Raw genomic sequence first — 19,034 nt, 5'->3', positions numbered from 1 at the left:
TTTATTCGAACAGGGACAGGGTCAGCGTCGAAGCGTAGGAACCCGCGGCGACGTCCAGCGGCGTGCGCAGGAACAGGTTGGCGTTGACGGTGTACGCGCCACCGGTGACGGCGCTGGAGTCGAAGGTCGAGACCAGGAGCTCCTGGTCGACGAGGCCGACGTTGTTGCCGGGCTGGGTCGGCGCGTCGAGGACGGTCACGACCTCCTCGCCTTCGGCGACCAGGCCGGTCTCGCCACCGTCGATCAGGTTCGGCTTCCAGCCGAGGTGGCCGGCGCTGATGGGCGCCTGGCCGCTGTCGCCGGCGAAGTCGGTCGCGTTGCCGAGAACGGCCCACGCCGCACCGCCGGGCACCTCCTCCAGCGTGCGGGTGTCGGTGACGGTCACCGTCGGCAGGGTGCCGTTGAACTCGCGGGTCTCCAGGGTGGCCTCGTCCTCGGTCAGGGCGACCGAGTTGGCGGCGATGGACATGGCGAGCACGCCCGGCTCCCGGATCGGCTCGATCTCCACCGTCACCGCGACGCTGGTGCTGTCGCCGGGGTCGGCCATCGCCGGCGCCTGCAGAGCCACCGACGCGGTCATGGCGACAGCCGCCGCGAGCAGCCACTTGTGCTGGTTCTTCATGTAATGCTCCATTTTGCGTGATTACTGGGGATGAGGATAGGGATGGGGGGTCAGGTGCAGCTGAGGGCGGGGTGGCTGACGGGGTAGACCGTGGTGATCTCCTCGCCGTCCACAGTCCCGGTGGCGCGGACCGTCACCGAGCCCGCGGCGACCGAGGCCGCCCGGGTGGCGAACGACTGGTAGGCGTTGGCGCCCGGCGCGACACCCGGGAAGGCCCGCTCGCCGTACGCGGTCTCCACGGTGATGGCCGCCGCCGACTCGTGGTCGTTGTGCGCCTGCACGCCCAGGTACGCCTTGCCGGCGATGCAGCGCGGCGTCACCGTGACCGTGACCGGGATCTTGACCGGCTCGGTGCCAGGCTCGTCGGCGAAGACCCGCCACTCCGTGATCGCGACCGCGGAGAAGGTGGTGCCGTTGCCGTTGGCCCGGACCGTGGCCCGCACCCGGGGCGTCGTGATCGGGGTAAAGGTGACCGAGTTGAACGCGGTCGTGCTCGTGCCGTACGCGGACGCGCCGGGCACGTCGGCCCAGGCCGAGGTGGCCTCGTCCCAGTACTGGAGCACCCATCCGTCGGGCTGGGCGACGCCGTCGCCGGTGCCCTGGTTGGCGTCCCGCCAGAACTTCAGCTCCGAGGAGATGATCCGTACGGGGCGGGACCACTCGTACTGGACCCACTGGGTCGCCGGGCGGTTGCCGGACCAGGTGCCCCAGATCTGGGCCTGGCTCGGGTTGGCCGGGTCGGCGTTGTCGTTGAGGGCGGTGACGCTGTTCCAGCCCGCCGTGGAGGAGGCGGTCGGGGTCGCGATCGGCGCGATGTTGCCGGTCAGCGGCCCGGACAGGTCCGCCGGGATGACGACCGACTTGGCCGTCTCCAGGTTCCCCGCCACGTCGGTCGCCCGGAACGACACGGTGTGCCGATTGGCGTCGGGTGCCGCGATGACGCCGCCGGTGGAGGCGGTCCACGGTCCGGTGCCGATGGCGTACTCGATGCCGGCGACACCGGACGTGGCGTCGGCGGCCATCACTTTGACCGTGCGGTTGGCAGTGTTCAGGGTGCCCACGCTGACCGGCGCCGTGGCGTCGATGCGTACGGCGAGGTTCGCGGGCGCCGAGACGTTGCCCGCGCGGTCGGTCGCGGTGGCCGTGACCGTGTGCTGGCCGTCGCCGGAGACGTCGGCGTCGGCCTGCCGGGTGTCCCTGGTGATGACCGGCTGGCCGCTGTCGACCCGCGACTCGATGGTGAGCCGGCCGCCGCGGTCGTCCGTGCCGGCGACGCGGACCCGCACTGCGGAGCGGTACCAGCCGGCGCTGCCCGCGCTGCCGCTCGGGGTGAGCGTCAGGGTCGGCGCGGTCTCGTCGCCTTCGGTGTCGTCCAGCGAGAGGACCGTGACCTGCGCGGAGACGCGGCCGGCGGCGTAGCCGAGCAGGGTGCCCTGGATGGTCACCGTGCCGGGTTGCGCGACCTGCTCCGCGGTCAGCGGGTCCCAGAAGACAGGGATCCGCAGCGTCTCGCCGCCGAAGACGACGGGGACGGTGCCGGGCAGTTCCCGCTCGCCCACTTCGACCGTGATGGCCGGCGCGGTGACGGATTCCGGCTGCGCGGCGAGGATCTTCCACTCCTCGACCGCGACCGCCGAGTAGGTGCTGCCGTTGGTGGAGGCGTCGAAGGTCGCGCGGACCTGCGTGGTGGTGACCGCGTCGAACGTGGTGCTCTGCGGGCCCGACGTGCTGGTCGGGTAGCCGCTCGGGTTCGGCACGTCGGCCCACTGCGCGGTGGCGAGGTTCCAGTACTGGATACGCCAGCGAGCGGGCGCGGCGACGCCCACGCCGGTGCCCTGCGCCTGGTCGTTCCAGAAGTCGATCTGCGAACCGGTGATCCGCATCGGCTGGTCCCAGGTGTACTGCACCCACTGCTGCGGCGGGTTGCTGCCGGTCCAGGTGCCCCACATGTCCGGCGGGAGCGGGTTGGACCGGACGAGCTCGTCGTTGAGCGCCTTCACCCAGTACTGGGTGGGCACGGGCTCGTTGGAGACGGCGACCTTCGCCTCCTGGGCGACGTTCGGCCGGGGCGTGAGGTCACGTCCCTTGACCGGTGTCGTGGTGACCTGCTTCATCCGCGGCGGGGTCTGGGTGTCGTCCCACTCCACCCGGTCGATCGCCACCGAACGGCGGAAGTGACCGCCGCCGACCGCGTCGGCCGTGTGGTAGGCGATGTACCACTTGCCGTTGAACTCCAGGATTCCCGGGTGGCTGGTGGTCGAGGAGACCGGCCGGAGCACGGTGCCGCGGTAGGTCCACGGGCCCGTGGGCGAGGTGGCCGTCGCGTACGCGATGCACGCGTGGTAGTTCGCCGGGGTGCACTGCGAGGTCGGGCCGGCGTTGTTGCCGGCGTACGCCAGGTAGTACGTGCCGTTCCGCTTGAAGATCCAGGGCGCCTCGAAGAACCCGGTCAGGCCCGTGACGGTGCGCTGCGTGCCGATGGGGGTCTTCATGTCCTGCTGGTATTCCAGCATCCGCAGATTCCCGAAGGTGCCCCACCAGACGTACACCCGCTGGTTGGGGGCCTCGCCGTCGATCAGGATCGTCGGGTCGATGTTCTGGATGGTGTTCGCCGAGGGCACCCGCTGGGAGATCAGCGGCCCGCCCACGTAGTCGGTCCACGGACCGGTCGGCGTCGTCGCGACGGCCAGCCCGATCGCGAACTTGTCGGCCGCCGTGCTCACCCGCTCGCTGACCGGGACGTACCAGTAGTAACGCCCGTCCACACCCTGGATCATCTGGCCCGCGTACGCGCGGCCCGCCGTCGCCCAGGAGAAGACGGTCTCCGGGCGCATCAGCGACGGATAGTGGGTCCACTCGCCGGCTTCCACGTTCGTGGTGCGGAACGCGCCCCACTCGTTCATGGTGAAGTCGTTGGTGGACGGCCCGGCCTGGTCCCGGCCGGTGTAGATGTAGAGCTCGTCGCTCCCGCTCGTGTTGCCGGGGGCTCCGGCCGGGATGACGACCGGCGCCGGGTCCGCCGAGTAGTAGGCGCCGTCACCGAGGATCGGGTTGCGGGTGTTGGTGAAGGTGATGGAGTCGGCGGCGTAGGCCGCGGTGGGGACTCCGAGGAGGGAGCCGGCCAGGAGGAGGGCGACCGCCGCCGGGACGGTCCTGCGTAACCGGGGGCGGGGGGGTGATGAGGCGGCGGTGCGCCTCACGGCGATCTTCAAGGTGGTGCTTTCCTTACTCTCAGCGGTGGTTGGTGGCGGCGCCGCGGAGGCGCCGCCACCAGGGGGGTGTTAGCCGCAGTTGAGCGCGCCGTACGGCGCTTCCACCGGTACGGTGACCGGCGTGCCGTCAACGGTTCCGGTGACCTTCACCGTCGCCGTGCCGGCCGGGATCGACTTGGCGCGGGTGTTGAACGCCTGGTAGGCGAACTTCCCGGGCGCCACGTTGGCCACGGTCCGCGACCCGTACGGCGTGATCAGCTCGATGGTGAGCGGCACGTCGTCGTCGTTGCGGACGTTGAGGGTGACGTAGGCGTTGGTGCCGGTGCACTGGGTGCGCGGCGCCACGTTGGTCACCCAGATCGGGCCACCCTCGCCGACGGTGAGCGTCAGCGTGGTCCGGATGGTGCCGGCCTCACTGACGTACTCGGGCAGGATGAGGTCGCCGATGACGGTGTAGGCGCCGTCGGTGTTGACGATCTCCGGGTTGAACCGCCAGTTCACACCGATGGCCTGGTTGTCCCTGGAACCGTCGTTGTAGGAGACCTCCACCTTGTTGGGCAGGTAGGGCAGCTCGCCGATCTCGACGTGCTGCTGGAACGACTCGGCGCCCTGAATCGAGATGCCGTCCTGCGACATCTCAGGCCGCACGTAGACGCGGGCTTCGGCGATCAGGCCGTAGGCGTCGTTGGTGCCGTAGACCACGAACGGGTCGACATTGGTCTCCGCGACCATGTCCGGCGTGATCGTCTGCCACTTGAACCCGACGGTGCCGCGGGCACCGCTGGTGTACACCGCGTCGAGCGCGGCCGGCAGGGTGGGCACCTGGCCCACGCCGGTCCGGATGAGCACCGGCGAGCGCACCGTGTCGACGGTCTCGCCGTTGGCGCGCCAGCGCAGCACGCCGGTGCCGGCGCCACCGGTCATCAGGCCCCAGATGCGGATCCGCATCCGGTTGGTCGTCACCGGCTCGAAGTTGAAGCGGTTGTAGGCGTTGGTGGCCAGACCGTTGGCGTACGTCGATCCGTTCAGGGTCACCGGTGTCCAGGTGGTCCCATCCGTGGAGGTCTCGATGGCATAGGTCGTGGCCGTCGGGCGGCGGGTGCCGCCGTTGTCGTCATACCAGTAGATGTCGGTCGAGGAGAGCCGCACCGGCGAGGTCCACTGGTACTGGATCCACGCCTCGGTCGCGGGGCTGGTGCCGTTGCGCGGCTGGCCCCAGTTGCCCCAGCCGGTTCCGGAGCCCGGGTTCGAGCTGGCCGGGGTGGTGGCCTCGTTGACCCGCGCGTGGTTCTCCCACGACGCGGTGCCGCTGGTGGTGACGGTCGCGGTGGAGCCGAACTCCGCCACGACGTCCTTCTTGGCGAGGGTCGCCGAGACGGTCGCCGTCGCCCGCTTCTCGCCGTCGTCGGCGAAGAACCGGAACACGTAGTCACCGGCGACAGTGCCGGTCACCCTGGTCGACAGCGCCTTGGAGTCGGTGAAGATGACACCCGCGCCCTGCGGCGCGGAGACGGTCTCCCAGCCGAAGGTGAGCTCGTCGTCGTACGGGATGCCGTCGTCGGACGCGTTGCCGACCAGCCTGGTGGACAGGTTGCCGTCCGCCGAGCCGTCGCGGGTGGCGGTGACGGTGGGCGCCTGGTTGGAGACGTCCGGCACGTCACGGCCCGAGTCGAACACCTGGATCTCGGAGATCGCGGTGTAGTAGGTCGGGTTGTTGGTGAAGACGATGCGCACCTTGTCCGCGGTGACGGAGTCGAAGAGCGCCTCGTTGAACTTCGCCGAAGGAACCGACGGGTTCTTGAACTGGCCCGGCACTTCCTTCCAGCCGCCGCTGCCGTTGGGCACCTGCACCCACCAGCGGGCGGGCTCGTGGTAACCGCCGGCCTGGCGGTCGCTGACGAAGAACGCCTTCACGTTGTCGAACGACTTGGCCGAGCCCAGATTGATCTCGACGTAGCCGTTCTTGTCGGTCGTGCCGTAGTTGCCCCAGTAGGGCTCGTTGGCGGTGACGCCGTCGTTCACGGCGGCCAGCGTCACGGCCTGCTCGGTCTCCTTGATGGCGCCGGGCGTGTAGTTCATCGAGGTGGTGCTGTAGCCGGGCGTGTGGAACTGCCGCCACGGGGTCGAGCGGGTGCCCTGCTGGGTGTAGGACGAGGCGAGGGTGGCGCCCTTCGCCAGGTTCGCGGTGTCCTCGGTGAGGTCGATGCCGGCCGTCTTCAGGTAGCCGACGACGCGGTCGTCCTCGATCGGGGTGTTGACCGCGGTCGGGAAGTCGCTCCCGGTGGCGGCGGTGAAGGTGACGTTCACGCCGGCCTCGGCCTGGACCTGGTTGGTCTTCGGGTCGTAGGTCAGCTTGCCGAGCCGGTCGGCGCTGGCCTTGCGCTCGCCGTTCAGGAACAGGCTGTAGCCCGCGCCCAGACCGTACTTGGTGCCGTCCGGGTCCCAGACGATGGTGACGTCCTGGCCGTGGTACCGCAGGTTGTTGACCATGAAGTGGTCGTAACCGAACTTGATCGGCCAGAGCTCGATCTTGTCGTCGGAGCGCGGCTGGATGCCGGCCATGTCCTCGACGAAGATGTAGTTCATGTTGCCGAGCATCACGTGGTTCGGGTTGTTGCGGTTGTAGGTCTTGGTGGTCGCGTTCCAGTTGGAGTAGTACTCCGACTGGTTCGGGACCCGCATGTCCGCGTTCGGGTAGATGCTCCAGGCCATCCAGTCAAGCAGGCGCTTGGCGTAGGCCGGGGTGATGTACTTCTGCTCCGGGTCGTAGTGGCGCAGGGCCGCCCGCACGCTGCGGTACTGCACCGTGAAGTTGATGTTGGAGAAGTTGTTCGAGCCGCCGACCCCGTACGCCGTCCGGTCGTACTGGTTGGCGGTGTAGAACGGGAAGATCGGGAAGTTGTCGCCGTAGGTCAGGAAGCGGTAACCGTCGACGTACTTCTGGTACTGGTCGAACGGGATGAGGTTCTCGGCGTAGACGTCGTAGAGGTTCGACTCCTTCGCCGGGACCAGGCCGCGAGCCGCCGCGGGCAGCGGGTTGGCCTTTCCGTTCGAGCTGGCCCCACTGGTGGCGCCGTGCGACGTGGCGGCGAGGAACATCCGCATGTCGGGGCTCCACAGCTTGTCCAGGATCGCGTCCCGGATGCCGTTGGCGCTGGTCGCCATCTGGTCGACCTTGGCCTGGCTCGCGCCGGACATCTGGTACAGCTGCCTGGCGGCGTCGAAGGCGCCCCACACGTACGCCGACTCGGGACGCTCGATCGTCCGCGCGCCGGGCGCGCCGGCGCCGGTCTTCGGGAAGCCGAAGGAGATGGCGTCCGCGTCGTTGCCCGGCATGTAGTTGGTGTCGTAAGCGATCAGCTTGTCGTTGTTGCCGTCGTAGTGCTGGAGCTGGCCGACACCGTCGCCCTCGAAGAAGTGAGCGAACTTCTCGGCGACCTCCTTGCCGCCGCCGTGCACGTTGTAGGCCTCAAGACCTGCCGTGCCGATGTACTGCGAGTAGTGGTTGTTCCAGCTCGTGTGCCCCGGGCTGTCGAGGAAGGCCGAGGAGCCGGACAGTTCGCCGATGTTCAGGATCTGGCCGTACGGCAGGTAAGGCGTACGCAGCCACTTGGTGTCCTGCAGGTGCATCGGCTGGGTCAGCGCCACGGCGTTCTGGTAGAGGTTCACTCCCTCGATCGTCGTGGGGTACTGGTAGACGTGACCGGTCGCGTTGGCGTCCAGGGTGTTGTAACGCTCGCCCCACCAGCGGTAGACGATGGCCTTCTCAAGCGCCGGGTCGGGGACGTTGATGTACGGCACGTCCTGCGCCCACTGGCGGTTGAACGCGGTGATACCGGTGCGAACCGCCACGGCCGGCGCCAGCGCGGCGTAGTCGTGGTAGCTCTCCACCGTCTTCGGCAGCGTGGCCGAGGACACCGCGCCGACCACGGAGACCGAGACCGAGCCACCGGCGGGGACAGTGACCTCGCGGTCCAGGTTGGCGCCGGTGCGGGTGAAGCCGGCACCGGTGACGTCGATCTTGACCGTGTTCCACGGGGTGTCGACGAGCCCGTTGTTGGAGCCGCTGGTGATGACGCGGGTGCCGGTCAGCTCGGCCGCGGTGGCTCCGGCCTGGGTGGCCAGCGGCGAGGCGGCCCGGACCGTGAAGGTCGCCGCCGTCTCACCGGGGTTGTTGAAGTTGATCGCGGTGACCGCGACGTTGTCATAAGTGATGAACTTCGTCAGATCGGCGGTGACGCCGGTGGTGCCGATCGTGTACTGGCTCTTGGCGTGGCTCGGCGCGTTGAACCGGTTCGCGTTCACCTCGGCCACCGTCTGCCCGGGCACCGTGACGGTGTACAGGTTGCCGAGGTTGTTGGGACCGCCGACGAAGGTGCTGCCGGCGAAGCCCATGACGGTGAAGTTGTTGTTGCTCGCGCCGCGCATGTACACGGAGCGGCCACGGGTCATCAGCACGGTCGACCCGAGCGCGCCGCGAACGCCCAGCACGCGGTCGAGGTAGTAGTCCGTACCGCCCGCGGCCAAGTCCTTGTCGAAAATCGACTGGTGCAGGTTCGACGCGGTGTACGGCACGCCGGGCTTGAGCTGGTTGACGACATCGCCGACGTTGGCGTAAACCGGGTCGCCGATGTCCATGACGTGGCTCTGCCCGTTGGTGTAAACCCCCACGTCACCCTCGTTGCCGGGCAGAACGGGTCCGTCGGCGTGGGCGGCGGGTGGCAGGCTGACCAGGCCTGCCACGGTAAGCGCGGTCAGAGCTGCCCACGTGGGCGCCCTGCCTAAGCGTCTGGCAATCATTAACTTCCTCCTGGTACCAGATGGGGGGTGAAGCCGGGTCTCGGGCGCACACGGACCGTGACGGGTCGGTGCCGGGAACGCGTGCGGCTGGCGGGTGAGGGATGGCGAATCGGCTGGTCGGCATCGTGGACGGCCTGCGGTCGGACGGGCCGTGGCACGCTCCATGACCATGCGCTGCGGGAACGTCTGGGACTCGTCGTCCGGCAACGTGACTGGGGGGTTCAGAGACGGTTGTCCACTCGGCGTTGAGCTGGGGGCTCTTTGCCGTCGGGCCCTGCGACCGGCGCGACGCCGATCGTTCCCAGGGCAGCACTGACCAGCACAAGTGGCTGCATGGCCTCTCCTTCCGATACCCCCCGGCACAACGTCCGAAATCACCTAAAAGGTTTTCGTAACGTAGAAGAAACCTGCGGTACTTGTCAACGGATTGTTGCGTATGATGAGGTCCGACCAGGTAGAGCATGGAGAAAGGGTTTTCGGTGTGACGACCAGGCGTGCGACCATTACTGACGTGGCCGCCCTGGCGGGCGTCTCCATCGCCACCGCGTCCAAGGCGCTCAACGGCCGTGTCGATGTCCGGGCGGCGACCAGACAGCTGGTCCTCAACGCCGCCGCGCAGCTGAGTTTCCAGCCCAACGCGTTGGCCCAGGACCTGCTTTCCGGGCAAACCCGCACCGTCGGCCTGCTCACCAGTGACATGGTCGGCCGGTTCGGCATCCCCGTCCTGCTCGGTGCGGAAAACGCTTTCGGAACAGGCGAGATGGCAGTGCTGCTCTGCGACGCCCGCGGCGACGCGATCCGCGAGCAGCACTACGTCCGCACCCTGCTCTCCCGCCGGGTCGACGGCCTCATCGTGGTCGGCGAGAGCACCAACCCCCGCCCGTCCATCACCAAGGACCTGCCCGTCCCCGTGGTGTACGCCTACGGCCCCTCCGAGGACCCCGAGGACGTGTCGTTCGTCCCCGACGACATGGGCGGCGCCCATCTCGCCGTCAGCCACCTGATCGCCACCGGCCGCTCCCGCATCGCCCATGTCACCGGCCCCAGCGACTACAAAGCCGCCACCGACCGGGCCGAGGGGGTACGGCAGGCGCTCGCCGAGGCGGGGCTGCCGCAGGTCGGGGAAACGTTATTCGGCTCCTGGTCCCAGCGCTGGGGACGCCTCGCCGCGGAAATGCTGCTGATGGCCGAACCGAAAATCGACGCGGTGTTCTGCGGCAGCGACCAGGCCGCCGCCGGATTCATCGAAGCGGCCAGGGAACGCGGCCGGCGCGTGCCCGACGACATCGCGGTCGTCGGCTACGACAACTGGGAGGTCCTCTCCGAACAGACCCGCCCCACCCTCACCACGATCGACCCCGACCTCGAACACCTGGGCCACACCGCCGCCCAGCACCTGTTCGCCGCCATCGAGGGCAGAGCCACCCCCGGCATCCACAGCCTCCCCTGCCGCCTGGTCATCCGCGACTCCACCGCGACTCCCCCGCGCAACCTGCGCGAGAACCCAGCCGACCGGCAGTGGGTGCCGTGAGGCTCATCGCATGGGGTGCCAGATGGCGGGCAAGGTGAGTTCGGCCGGGACGCGCTCTCCGGCCCGCATCCGCATCAGGGCGTCGACGGCGACTTCGGCGGCGCGCCGGGTGCTCTGCACGATGGTCGCCCGGAAGTGCGTCGTTCCCGTGTCGATGGTCGCGAGGGCTTCGGGGATTCCGTCGACTCCGATGATGACGATATCGCTGGGTCCTGAATGTTTCTGTACCGCGTCGACCGCGCCGAGCGCCATCTCGTCATTGGTGCAGAAGATGGCGTCGATGCGCTGCCCCGCCGGGACAGATGAGTCATCACAATGTCCCGGGCCCACTCACGCACGAACTGCCCATGTGGACTGATGTCCACTTTCGCGGACGGCATCAGCTCGTGAAATCGCTCTTTGAAACGGTTCTGCCGACCGGGCTGCGCGTCCCCCGCGACAACGAGTACCACGGGATCGGCGATATCGCGTTCCGTCATCTCGTGGGCCAGCCACCGCGCGGCCATCTCGCCTATCTCGTCGGCATCACAATTCACGTACGCCGTCTGGGGCGGTAGGTCCGCCGCGTTGAACGGGCACGTGTCGAGAAACAGCACGGGCTTTCTGAGGGCATGGCACGCCGCCGTGACCTCGTCCTGGACGTGGTCGAGATGGTCGGTGACCAGGAAACCGCCGACAAAGGACCGTCGCTTACGGCGTAGTGAGGCCAGGCAGTCAAGCTGGCTCCGGCCGGTGTGGTCGTACTCGGGAAGTTTGACGACCAGCTCGATTCCGTGCCGATCGAGAACCCGGGACAGATCGGCGAGCAGATCCGCGAGCCAGCGTGTCCTGAATGCCGAGATCATGACAAACGCCTGGGCGCCGCCTCCACCGAGCCGGCGCGCGACCAGAAAGGCCACGAGCGCCGCCACGACAGCCACCACCGCCACCAGCACCCAGGTGGGAATCGCGTCCGCGACCCCCGGTAATCCCGCCACCGTCAGCAAACTCGCGCCCACCGCCAGAATGACGCCACTGGCCAGAGATATGGCGAGTTCGGTCAGCAATTCGCGCCTGCGCTTCAACCCGCCTCCAGCTGCTGACAGGCCGTCCCAAAGCAACGGTGCGACAATCACACCACAATAGGAACCCCAGCGAGCTGCCACGGCCGAAGACGATTCGCGTGGGTTCTGGCCGGCTGCCGGGACGCTCTCGTCAGCCCACTGACCGCTGTTCCCCGACTGAAAGCCCGGATCGGCCCGAGCGCTCAGCCAGCTCGGCGAGTCGTGTCTCGGCTGCCGTCACGACCTCCAGGTCGGCCTTGGTGTGGGCGATCGCCGCGTCGATCAGGACGGCGACCAGCGGGTCGGGCTGTTCCCGGCGCTGCCGGGTGAGCGCGGCCAGGTCGGACAGGTAGGCGGTGCGCTGCCGGTCGACGAACGCGGCCAGCGCCTCGGGGCCGAGCCGGGCGACGCCCAGCAGCTTGAGGAAGAGCTCGTCGCGGAAGCCTCCGGCGCGCACCACGGGGCTGGCCGCCCAGTCGCGTAGTTCGGTGAGGCCGGTGTCGGTGAGGCGGTAGATCGTCTTGTCGGGGCGGTCGTTCTGGGAGACGTGGTCCCTCGTCACGTGGCCGTCGCGGACCAGCCGGTCTAGGATCTGGTACAGGTGCCCGATGTTCAGCCCGCCCCACTGGGGGCCGATGGCCGCCTCGAAGCGGCCCTTCAACTCGTACCCGTGGCTGGGGCCGCTCGACAGCAGGGCCAGTACGGCGTGGCTCAACGGCATGCGGTCATCCTAGGGGCTTCCGCACTTCCCATACATTGTGACAATTTATCGCTCATGAGTGTGGAGATCAGGCTCGTGGCGGTCACCCGGGCGTACGCGTCGGGGCTCGCCCTCGACGGGGTCGGCCTGGAGATCGCGGCGGGGGGCACCGTGGCGCTCACCGGCCCTTCGGGGGCAGGCAAATCAACGCTGCTGCACCTCATCGGCGCGATGGACTTCCCGGACGGGGGCGAGGTCCACGTGGGCGGGCAGCGCGTCGACACGCTGCGGCGGCGCGGCCTGGAGCGGCACCGGCGCACGGTCGGGTTCGTCTTCCAGCGCTTCCACCTGCTGCCCGCCCTCAGCGTGCTCGACAACGTGCTCGCGCCGGTCCTGCCGTACCGGGTGGGCTTCGACCGCAGGGCGCGGGGCCGGGACCTCATCGCGGCCGTCGGGCTCTCCGGGCGGGAGAAGTCCCTGCCGGGCGAGCTCTCGGGCGGCCAGCAGCAGCGGGTGGCGATCGCCCGCGCGCTCGTCGCCGAACCGCCCCTGCTGCTGGCCGACGAACCGACCGGCAACCTCGACACCGCCACCGGCGAGGAGATCGTCGACCTGATGCTGCGGCTGCGCGAGGAACGCGGCATGACCCTCGTCATGGCCACGCACAACCCCGAGGTCGCCGCCGCCCGCGACCGGGTGGTGCGGCTGCGCGACGGGCGCGTGGTCGCCGACCAGACCGTCGTGCCGTCCGACGACGTCATGGACCGGATCGGCCGGATCGGAGGACCCGGCTCGCGTGGGGCCAGTTGCGGCACCGGGCCGGGCGCGCCCTCGTCCTGCTGCTGGGCATCGTCGTGGCGGCCACCGGATTCACGGTCCTGACCGGGACCGCGAGCACGCCCCCGGCCGTTCCCTGCTCGGCGCGGCGACGCTCGCGATCGCGGTGGTCGCCCTCACCATCCTGCTCGGCGTGACGTACGGCTTCCGCGGCCGGGTCGTGGGATCGCTCCTCGGCGACGCGATCGTCCTGCAGGCACGGGCCGTCGACTACGTGGCGATCGGTCTGATGTTCGCGCTCGCCGCCCTGGCCGTGGCCGACGTCCTCTACCTCGGCGTCCGTGAACGCGACGGCGAACTCGCCGCCCTGAAGGCGTCCGGCTGGCCGTTGACGGCCCTGGCCCGGCTCATCGTGACCGAAGGCGTCGGCGTGGGCGTGCTCGGCGCCGTCGTCGGCGCGGGCGTGGGACTGGCCGTCACACTCGCCGTCACCGGGACCGCCGGAGCCGCCGTCGCCGTGGGGGCTCTGGTGGCCGGGGCGGTCGCGGTACTGCTGGCGGCCCTCGCCTCAGTCGCCCCGGCGATCCTCGTCCAGCGACTGCCGCCGGCCCGGGTGCTGGCACGCGAGTGAAGTGACCAAGTCCAGCAGGCATCGCCCGCGCCCCCTGGCGGGGACACGGGCGATGGACACGATGTCAGATCCACCATCTCTGGTTGTTGGCGAAATGGCAGGGGTACTGGATGAGCGGCGCGCTCCAGGCCGTGGTCGCCAGCCAGATGTCCCAGCACATCCGGAATCCGCGGGTGAAGACCCACGCGCCGTACGGAGCCGGCCGCGCGTCCCAGCGGGAAGACGGGCTGGCGCAGTCCCCGAGCACGATCCCCGCGCCCGGCTCGAACGGAGGCCTGGCCGGGTCGTTCACCAGGCACTTGCCGCTTCGTTCCGAGCGGACCTGCACGGTGGTGCCGCTCGCGTGGAAGGTGAACTGCTCGTAGTCCAACGGTCCGCCCTGCATGACGGGCATGCCCTGGCCCGGTGCCAGGATCTGCAGGGGCAGGTTGCTGTGCGCGGCGGAGATGGTGGTCCGGATACTCGCGTCCCTGACCCCGTTGTTCAGGTAGTACAGCGCGCCCTGGATCTCCGAGCCCAGCGCCGAGTATCCAGCGAGGTTCGGATGCGCGGTGCCCCACTCGTCACCCTGGATGCTCTGGCTGCGCAGGTAGGTGTTGGTCCACGGCTGGGCCGCGCACCATCCGTGGTTGCTCCAGTCCGGCGGCTCGATGACGTGCCACGCCGGGTAGACGTCCCTGGCCTGGTGGTTGGCGTCGTTCACCACGTCGCGGACCACCTGGTTCATGCCGGCGACGGCCACCGTCGACAGCCACTGCGATTCGCGGCCGGTCACCGAACCCATCACGGGGTCAGTGAGGGGCTGCCGGTCGCAGTACGCCCGCTGGCCGTTGACCAGCTTGGAGGTCGGGTCCGGATAGATCGTGACGTAGATGTCGCGAACCGGAGCGTGCAGTCTCCGGGAACCACCCTGCCCGTCGCCCTGGATGGCCTTGATCAGCTCGGCCCAGTGGCCGCGCATGGCCGCCAGGCCGGCGTCGAGGTCGTCCTGCATGAAGCCGTCGCAGCTGTCGAGATTCCACGGGACGCCACACGCCCGCACCAGGTTCTCGAATCCCGCGTCGTTGCCGCCCGCGCCGATGGTCAGGACGTCGATCCCCAGCTGGTTGTCGTTCCACCACTGTTCGACCTGGTCGATCTGCGCGGGCCGTTCCGCGTTCGGGTCCGAGGCGAAATTGCGCTGCGGCGACAGGATTCCTCCGCTGGCACCGTCCGTGACGTCGATTTTCGCGCCGCCGCAGGTGACATTGAGCTGAACGTACGGATCCGCGAATGGGCTGGCGGCCCGCAACGCGTTTATCCCCAGATTGAGCGCCGAGTTGGACGATCGGTGGCAGAGCGGGTCCTGCCAGGTCCGCCCCGGGCCCGGGGAGCCCTCGCCGGCGGCGTACGAATCGCCCATCGAGACGATGGTGGTGGTCCGCCGGACGGGATCCGCCGACGCGGACGGACTCAGGACGAGCTGTGTCCAGCCCGTCAGAGGTAATGCCAGCAACGACAGCGCGAACAGCCGTCGTGCCCGAATTCCTGCCTTCATTTCTTTTCCCCGTTCTGGAATGGTCGTTGTTTCGTGGCGCGACTCATCCTGAGCGGGGCGGCGACGGCGCCGGTAGGGCAGAACTACGTATTCGCCGGGTGCGTGATCATGGAAAAGTAAAAAGTAATATGTGGCGGCGTCTTCCCGGCGGAGTTACCCTCCACCTGGTGGTGTGGCACGCCTCCGAAGGGGGCCGAACGTGCGGCACAGCAGGTGGGCGAGGACTCCCCGATGTCCTGTCATGATCGGTCGCGACGAAGAGGTGCGCTCGATTCTTGACGCGGCCGCTCAGGCGGCACGGGGTGAGGGCCGGGTCCTGGTGATCGAGGGCGAGGCCGGCATCGGCAAGACCCGGCTCGTCGGAGAGGCTCTCACCGCCGCACAGCCCTTGATCGGCAGGGCCGTCCCTGCCTCCCACCCCGTGCCCTACCGGCCCTTCGCCGAGGCGTTGATGGCGGTGGAGCGCGCGGGCGCCGCGTCGGCCGGGCGCACGCTCGACCCGCTGCTCAGCCCGATCGTCGCCGGGGAGACGGTGCTTCGCGTGTTACGCGACCGGGCCGGCCGCGGCGGGCCGGGGATCCTGGTGCTCGAAGATCTCCACTGGGCGGACGAGCAGACCCTCGCCAGCGTCGAATATCTCGCCGACAGCCTCGCGCGTGAACCTGTGCTCGTCGTCGCCGCCCTGCGCGCCGAGGAGGCGAGCCCTGCCCAGGACATGGTCCAACGGCTGGCGGCCCGGCACGCGGTCGACCGATTGGACCTCGGCCGCCTGTCCGGCCCCGACATCGCGCGGATTTGCGACGAGTGCCTCGGCGGCGCGCCGGCCGCGGTGGGCGACTACGTCCGCCACTACGCGGACGGGATTCCCCGCCTGGTCGAGGAACTGCTCGGCACGCTCCTGTCATCGGGCGGGCTGCGCCAGGTGGACGGCGTGTGGGTGGCCGGCGAACTGCCGGCGCTCGTGATTCCGGGGGCGTTCGGCACGGCGGTCACCCGTCGCCTGGCGGCACTCGGCCCCGACGAACGGCGGGTGGTGTCCGTGGCGGCCGCGCTCGGCCGTCGGAGCGCCCTGAGCCTGCTGTCCTTGGTCTCCGGCTTCCCGGAGAACCGGCTGGCCGACCTGGTCGCCCGGCTGTCCAGCGCGTACCTGCTGGTGGAGCGGCACGGGACGGTCGAGTTCCGCCATACGCTGACCCGCGAGGCGGTGCTCACCTCCCTGCCCGCGGGCGAACGCGAACTTCTGGCGTCAGCCGCGCTGACCGTCCTGGAAAGCGCTGAGGCGCAGTCGGGCGACATCGCGGAGAGCATGGCCGGGCTGGCCACGCTGGCGCGCCAGCCGGCCCGCGGCGCGTACGTGCTGCTGACCTTCGCGCGGCGGGCCCGCGCGTGCGGCGCGCCGGCCCCGGCGGAGATCGCGCTGACCCGGGCACGCGAGCTGGCCGTGGATCCGGAGACGATCGATCAGATCGACGAGGAGACGCTCGCCGTCCTCGCCTCCTGGCGGGCCCGGGGCAGCCTGGTCCGGGTGCACGTGAGCCGCCTGGACCAGGCCGTCGAACTGGGCCGGCATCTCGCGCTCCGGCTGGAGGCCGGCAACGCGCCACCCGAGCGGCGCGCCCGGATCCAGCTGGCCGTCGCGCGGGCCCACCTCGGCGCCAAACGATGGGAGCAGGCCGCCGCGAACGCCGCGCAGGCCAGGCGTCTCGACCCGCGGGGCCGCCTCCGCCAGGAGATCGACCTGATCCGCGCCGACATCGCCATCGGCCGCGACCGGCACCGGGAAGCGGAACGGCTGGCGCAGGCGGCCTTCGACACCGACCCCGAACATCCGCTGGCCGGCGAGGCGCTGCTCATCCTCGGGCGGGCGCGCCGGCCGAACGACGCCGACCGCGCCCGCGACGCGTTCGCGCGGGCGCTCGCCTTCGCCGAGCGACGTTCCATGCCGGACCTGATCGCCGGATCACTGAACGAGATCGGCACGCTCGACCTGCTGCGCAATGGGACGCCGGACGCGCTGGAACAAGCCCGCGGCCAGGCTTTCGCCATCGGGGCCGTGGTCGCGGGCACCGTCGCCCAGTTCAACCTCGTGGTCCTGCATCTGTTCCGGCACGAGCTCGACCGCGCCGAGAGCCGCGCCGCCGAATTGCTCGACCTCGCGCACCGCCACCGGATGGGGCCGCTGGAGTACGCGGCGTCCATCGCCCGTGCCGCGGTCGCCGCCTCCCGGGGCGACGACATCTCCGCGGTCGAGGAGCTGCTGCGGCACGTCCCCGAGGCGCTGAAGGCGGATCCCGAGTGGTCCAGCCTCATCTGGGGGCATTGCTACGCCGTCGCCGCCATCAACCGGGACGATTCCGACGCGGCCCGGCTGGCGCTGCGGCACGCCCACGGCCTCATGCAGATCCCCGACCCGCACCACAGCCCGGTGCCGGGGCTGCTGACCCTCCTGTCGGTCGTGGCCGGTGAGGACTACCACGAGACGGTGCGGACCCTGCTCCAGGACCCCGATCGGCTTTCCCACGCCGCGGCACGCGGCCCTGCCCTGGCCGCGTGCGCCATCCGGGAAGCCCGGCAGGGAAACCGGGCCCGCGCGAACGTGCTGCTGCGGGAGGCGTTCGGCACACTGGCCGCGACCCCCTGGTTTCAGGCGGTGACCGTACGCCATGTGGCGGCGTCCGACGTCGGCCCGGCCTGGCCCGAGCTGGCTCCTTACCTCCAGCACGCCCGGGGGTTCTTCGAAGCCGCCGCGCTGGGCACACTCGCCCAGGCCTGCGCGGGCACATCGGCCGCGCACGCCACGAGGGCGGCTCCCCGGGCGGGCGTACCCTTCGATCTCAAGGCGGCGGGGGTGACCGCCAGAGAGCTCGAGGTCGCCGGGCTCGTCATCCGCGGCCTGTCCAATCGCGAGATCGCGCAGCATCTGTTCCTGTCCCCGCGCACCATCGACAAGCACGTCGAGCGGCTGCTCCAGAAGATGGGATGCCCCAACCGCACCGCGCTGGCCCTGCGCCTGACCCCCTTCCTGCCGTCCTGATCCCCGACCGTACCGCCCAGGAAATACGCAGAATTACCCTATCGAGGCTTTTGCCTTCCACCTCACGATGACACCCAATCATCCGGGGACCGGAAAGCGGTGACATCAAGCCTTCGTCTTCCGCCGGCATTTCTTCTTACGATCCGTCGCCTATTCCATTGCGCTGCCCGCAGCGCGGACGCGAATAAACCAACCAACGCCAAGAAAAGGGGGAACCGTCATGAGGTTCCATGCCGGGAAGTCATACCGCCCGACCACGGCCGCGCGCCGCCGAGGGCACCTGTCCGTACGCGTCGGGCGGGCGCTCGCGATCGTCCTCGCCGCTTCGGCGACGATGTTCACCGGCGGCGGCAAACCCGCGCACGCCACCGTCCCCGGGTTCCACAACATCCAGGGCAGCGCCGCCTGGACGGACTTCAACGGCGACGGCCGCGCCGACAGCTGCCTGGTCGACATCTTCAACGTCATGAGGTGCCTGCTGTCCACCGGCAGCGGCTTCGGCGCCGGCGTCTGGGCCGGCGGGGACCTCATGGGCCGACTTCAACGGCGACCACAGGGCTGACTTCTGCCGGCAGGTCGACGACTTCTCAGTCGCCTGCCAGCCGTCTTTGGACACGCAGTTCGGCCCCATCTTCACCAACAACTGACGACCTACGGCGCTGATTCGGCGGCTGTGCGGCGACCATCCGATGAGCGGCACGCCCGCCAGCGATCTTCCTGCCGAGTCTATGTCGGCGATTGATGCTCAGAGGTGTTCCGCCATCTCAGGCGATGAGCGGGCCGGCCACCTTCAGCTCGTCGTGGTGGATCAGCCAGCGGACGGACTCCAGGACGGCGGCCTGCGGTTGGTGGCTCGGTGCGTAGCCGAGGAGGGCCGTAGCCTTCTCGATGGAGCAGAAATGACTGCGGTAGAGGTGCTCCCAGCTCGCCTGCGCGTGCTCCGGGGGTGTGTTGTGGCGGAACTCCTCCCAAGTCACCTGTTCCAGCGACGCGGTCTGCCCGAACCATGCGGCCGCCTGGTGCGCGAAGCCGCGAACGTTCAGCGCGGTAGGAGCGACGATATTGAAGTCCTGGCCCGCCGCCGCGTCCCGGTGTTGGATGGCCAGTTCGAAGGCTTGGGCGACGTCGTCGGCGTGGACGTGGTGCA

12 protein-coding genes and 1 pseudogene are annotated in these 19,034 nt (G+C 69.5%); 6 read left to right on the top strand and 7 right to left on the bottom strand.

Annotated elements, in window-relative coordinates; translation table 11 throughout:
- Nucleotide 1: 1 nt before the first annotated feature.
- The 3 genes from Acor_RS04105 to Acor_RS04095 form a co-directional block, all read right to left on the bottom strand.
- Nucleotides 2-622, bottom strand: a complete 621-nt coding sequence (locus tag Acor_RS04105; protein ID WP_155335156.1) for a hypothetical protein — start codon at nt 620-622, stop codon at nt 2-4.
- Nucleotides 623-672: 50 nt separating this feature from the next.
- Nucleotides 673-3,834, bottom strand: a complete 3,162-nt coding sequence (locus Acor_RS04100; protein ID WP_218034117.1) for a family 43 glycosylhydrolase — start codon at nt 3,832-3,834, stop codon at nt 673-675.
- 69 nt (nt 3,835-3,903) lie between these two features.
- Entirely contained in the window at nt 3,904-8,577 is a 4,674-nt protein-coding gene (locus Acor_RS04095; RefSeq protein WP_218034116.1) for a discoidin domain-containing protein, read from the bottom strand.
- A gap of 538 nt (nt 8,578-9,115) precedes the next feature.
- Between Acor_RS04095 and Acor_RS04090 the strand changes: the two genes are divergently transcribed.
- Nucleotides 9,116-10,165, top strand: coding sequence for a LacI family DNA-binding transcriptional regulator (locus tag Acor_RS04090; RefSeq protein ID WP_246238410.1), 1,050 nt, complete (start codon nt 9,116-9,118; stop codon nt 10,163-10,165).
- 3 nt (nt 10,166-10,168) lie between these two features.
- On the opposite strand, the gene Acor_RS04085 is transcribed toward Acor_RS04090, so the two are convergent.
- Nucleotides 10,169-10,417, bottom strand: coding sequence for a type 1 periplasmic-binding domain-containing protein (locus Acor_RS04085; protein WP_155335155.1), 249 nt, complete (start codon nt 10,415-10,417; stop codon nt 10,169-10,171).
- Between the two features lie 95 nt (nt 10,418-10,512).
- On the opposite strand from Acor_RS04085, the gene Acor_RS04080 reads away from it, so the two are divergent.
- Entirely contained in the window at nt 10,513-10,722 is a 210-nt protein-coding gene (locus Acor_RS04080) for a hypothetical protein (RefSeq protein ID WP_155335154.1), read from the top strand.
- A 637-nt stretch (nt 10,723-11,359) separates the two neighbouring features.
- Here Acor_RS04080 and Acor_RS04075 read toward each other — a convergent pair.
- The gene (locus Acor_RS04075; protein WP_155335153.1) at nt 11,360-11,929 is read right to left on the bottom strand and encodes a helix-turn-helix transcriptional regulator; all 570 of its coding nucleotides are present in this window, start codon (nt 11,927-11,929) and stop codon (nt 11,360-11,362) included.
- Nucleotides 11,930-11,983: 54 nt separating this feature from the next.
- On the opposite strand from Acor_RS04075, the gene Acor_RS04070 reads away from it, so the two are divergent.
- Both Acor_RS04070 and Acor_RS04065 read left to right on the top strand, forming a co-directional pair.
- A complete protein-coding gene (locus Acor_RS04070) occupies nt 11,984-12,790 on the top strand; it encodes an ABC transporter ATP-binding protein (protein ID WP_155335152.1) in 807 nt (268 codons plus the stop codon).
- Nucleotides 12,705-13,316, top strand: coding sequence for an FtsX-like permease family protein (locus tag Acor_RS04065; protein WP_155335151.1), 612 nt, complete (start codon nt 12,705-12,707; stop codon nt 13,314-13,316). Before Acor_RS04070 ends, Acor_RS04065 begins: the two co-directional genes overlap by 86 nt.
- A 64-nt stretch (nt 13,317-13,380) precedes the next feature.
- Here the strand turns inward: Acor_RS04065 and Acor_RS04060 are convergent, their stop codons facing one another.
- Nucleotides 13,381-14,853, bottom strand: coding sequence for a hypothetical protein (locus Acor_RS04060; protein WP_155335150.1), 1,473 nt, complete (start codon nt 14,851-14,853; stop codon nt 13,381-13,383).
- A gap of 241 nt (nt 14,854-15,094) precedes the next feature.
- On the opposite strand from Acor_RS04060, the gene Acor_RS04055 reads away from it, so the two are divergent.
- Together Acor_RS04055 and Acor_RS04050 are read left to right on the top strand one after the other, a co-directional pair.
- Nucleotides 15,095-17,887: an ATP-binding protein gene (locus tag Acor_RS04055; RefSeq protein ID WP_155335149.1), complete on the top strand. Its 2,793-nt coding sequence runs from the start codon at nt 15,095-15,097 to the stop codon at nt 17,885-17,887.
- Between the two features lie 220 nt (nt 17,888-18,107).
- Nucleotides 18,108-18,449 (top strand): hypothetical protein, encoded by a 342-nt coding sequence (locus tag Acor_RS04050; RefSeq protein ID WP_155335148.1) that lies wholly within the window; start codon nt 18,108-18,110, stop codon nt 18,447-18,449.
- A gap of 202 nt (nt 18,450-18,651) precedes the next feature.
- On the opposite strand, the pseudogene Acor_RS04045 reads toward Acor_RS04050, so the two are convergent.
- Nucleotides 18,652-19,034: pseudogene (locus Acor_RS04045) on the bottom strand (NAD(P)-dependent oxidoreductase); the annotation flags it as partial.

This window comes from Acrocarpospora corrugata, from assembly GCF_009687845.1.
GTDB classification, from domain to species: domain Bacteria; phylum Actinomycetota; class Actinomycetes; order Streptosporangiales; family Streptosporangiaceae; genus Acrocarpospora; species Acrocarpospora corrugata.
The sequence above is the reverse complement of the archived record's forward strand: the minus strand, read 5'-3'. Positions and strand labels throughout refer to the sequence as shown.

What these genes read in the sequence shown, in the direction of transcription:
- Acor_RS04060 (WP_155335150.1), bottom strand. Translation starts at nt 14,853, where the DNA reads ATGAAGGCAGGAATTCGGGCACGACGGCTGTTCGCGCTGTCGTTGCTG.
- Acor_RS04055 (WP_155335149.1), top strand. Translation starts at nt 15,095, where the DNA reads ATGATCGGTCGCGACGAAGAGGTGCGCTCGATTCTTGACGCGGCCGCT.
- Acor_RS04080 (WP_155335154.1), top strand. Translation starts at nt 10,513, where the DNA reads ATGTGGACTGATGTCCACTTTCGCGGACGGCATCAGCTCGTGAAATCG.
- Acor_RS04075 (WP_155335153.1), bottom strand. Translation starts at nt 11,929, where the DNA reads ATGCCGTTGAGCCACGCCGTACTGGCCCTGCTGTCGAGCGGCCCCAGC.
- Acor_RS04070 (WP_155335152.1), top strand. Translation starts at nt 11,984, where the DNA reads ATGAGTGTGGAGATCAGGCTCGTGGCGGTCACCCGGGCGTACGCGTCG.
- Acor_RS04050 (WP_155335148.1), top strand. Translation starts at nt 18,108, where the DNA reads ATGAGGTTCCATGCCGGGAAGTCATACCGCCCGACCACGGCCGCGCGC.
- Acor_RS04085 (WP_155335155.1), bottom strand. Translation starts at nt 10,417, where the DNA reads ATGGCGCTCGGCGCGGTCGACGCGGTACAGAAACATTCAGGACCCAGC.
- Acor_RS04105 (WP_155335156.1), bottom strand. Translation starts at nt 622, where the DNA reads ATGAAGAACCAGCACAAGTGGCTGCTCGCGGCGGCTGTCGCCATGACC.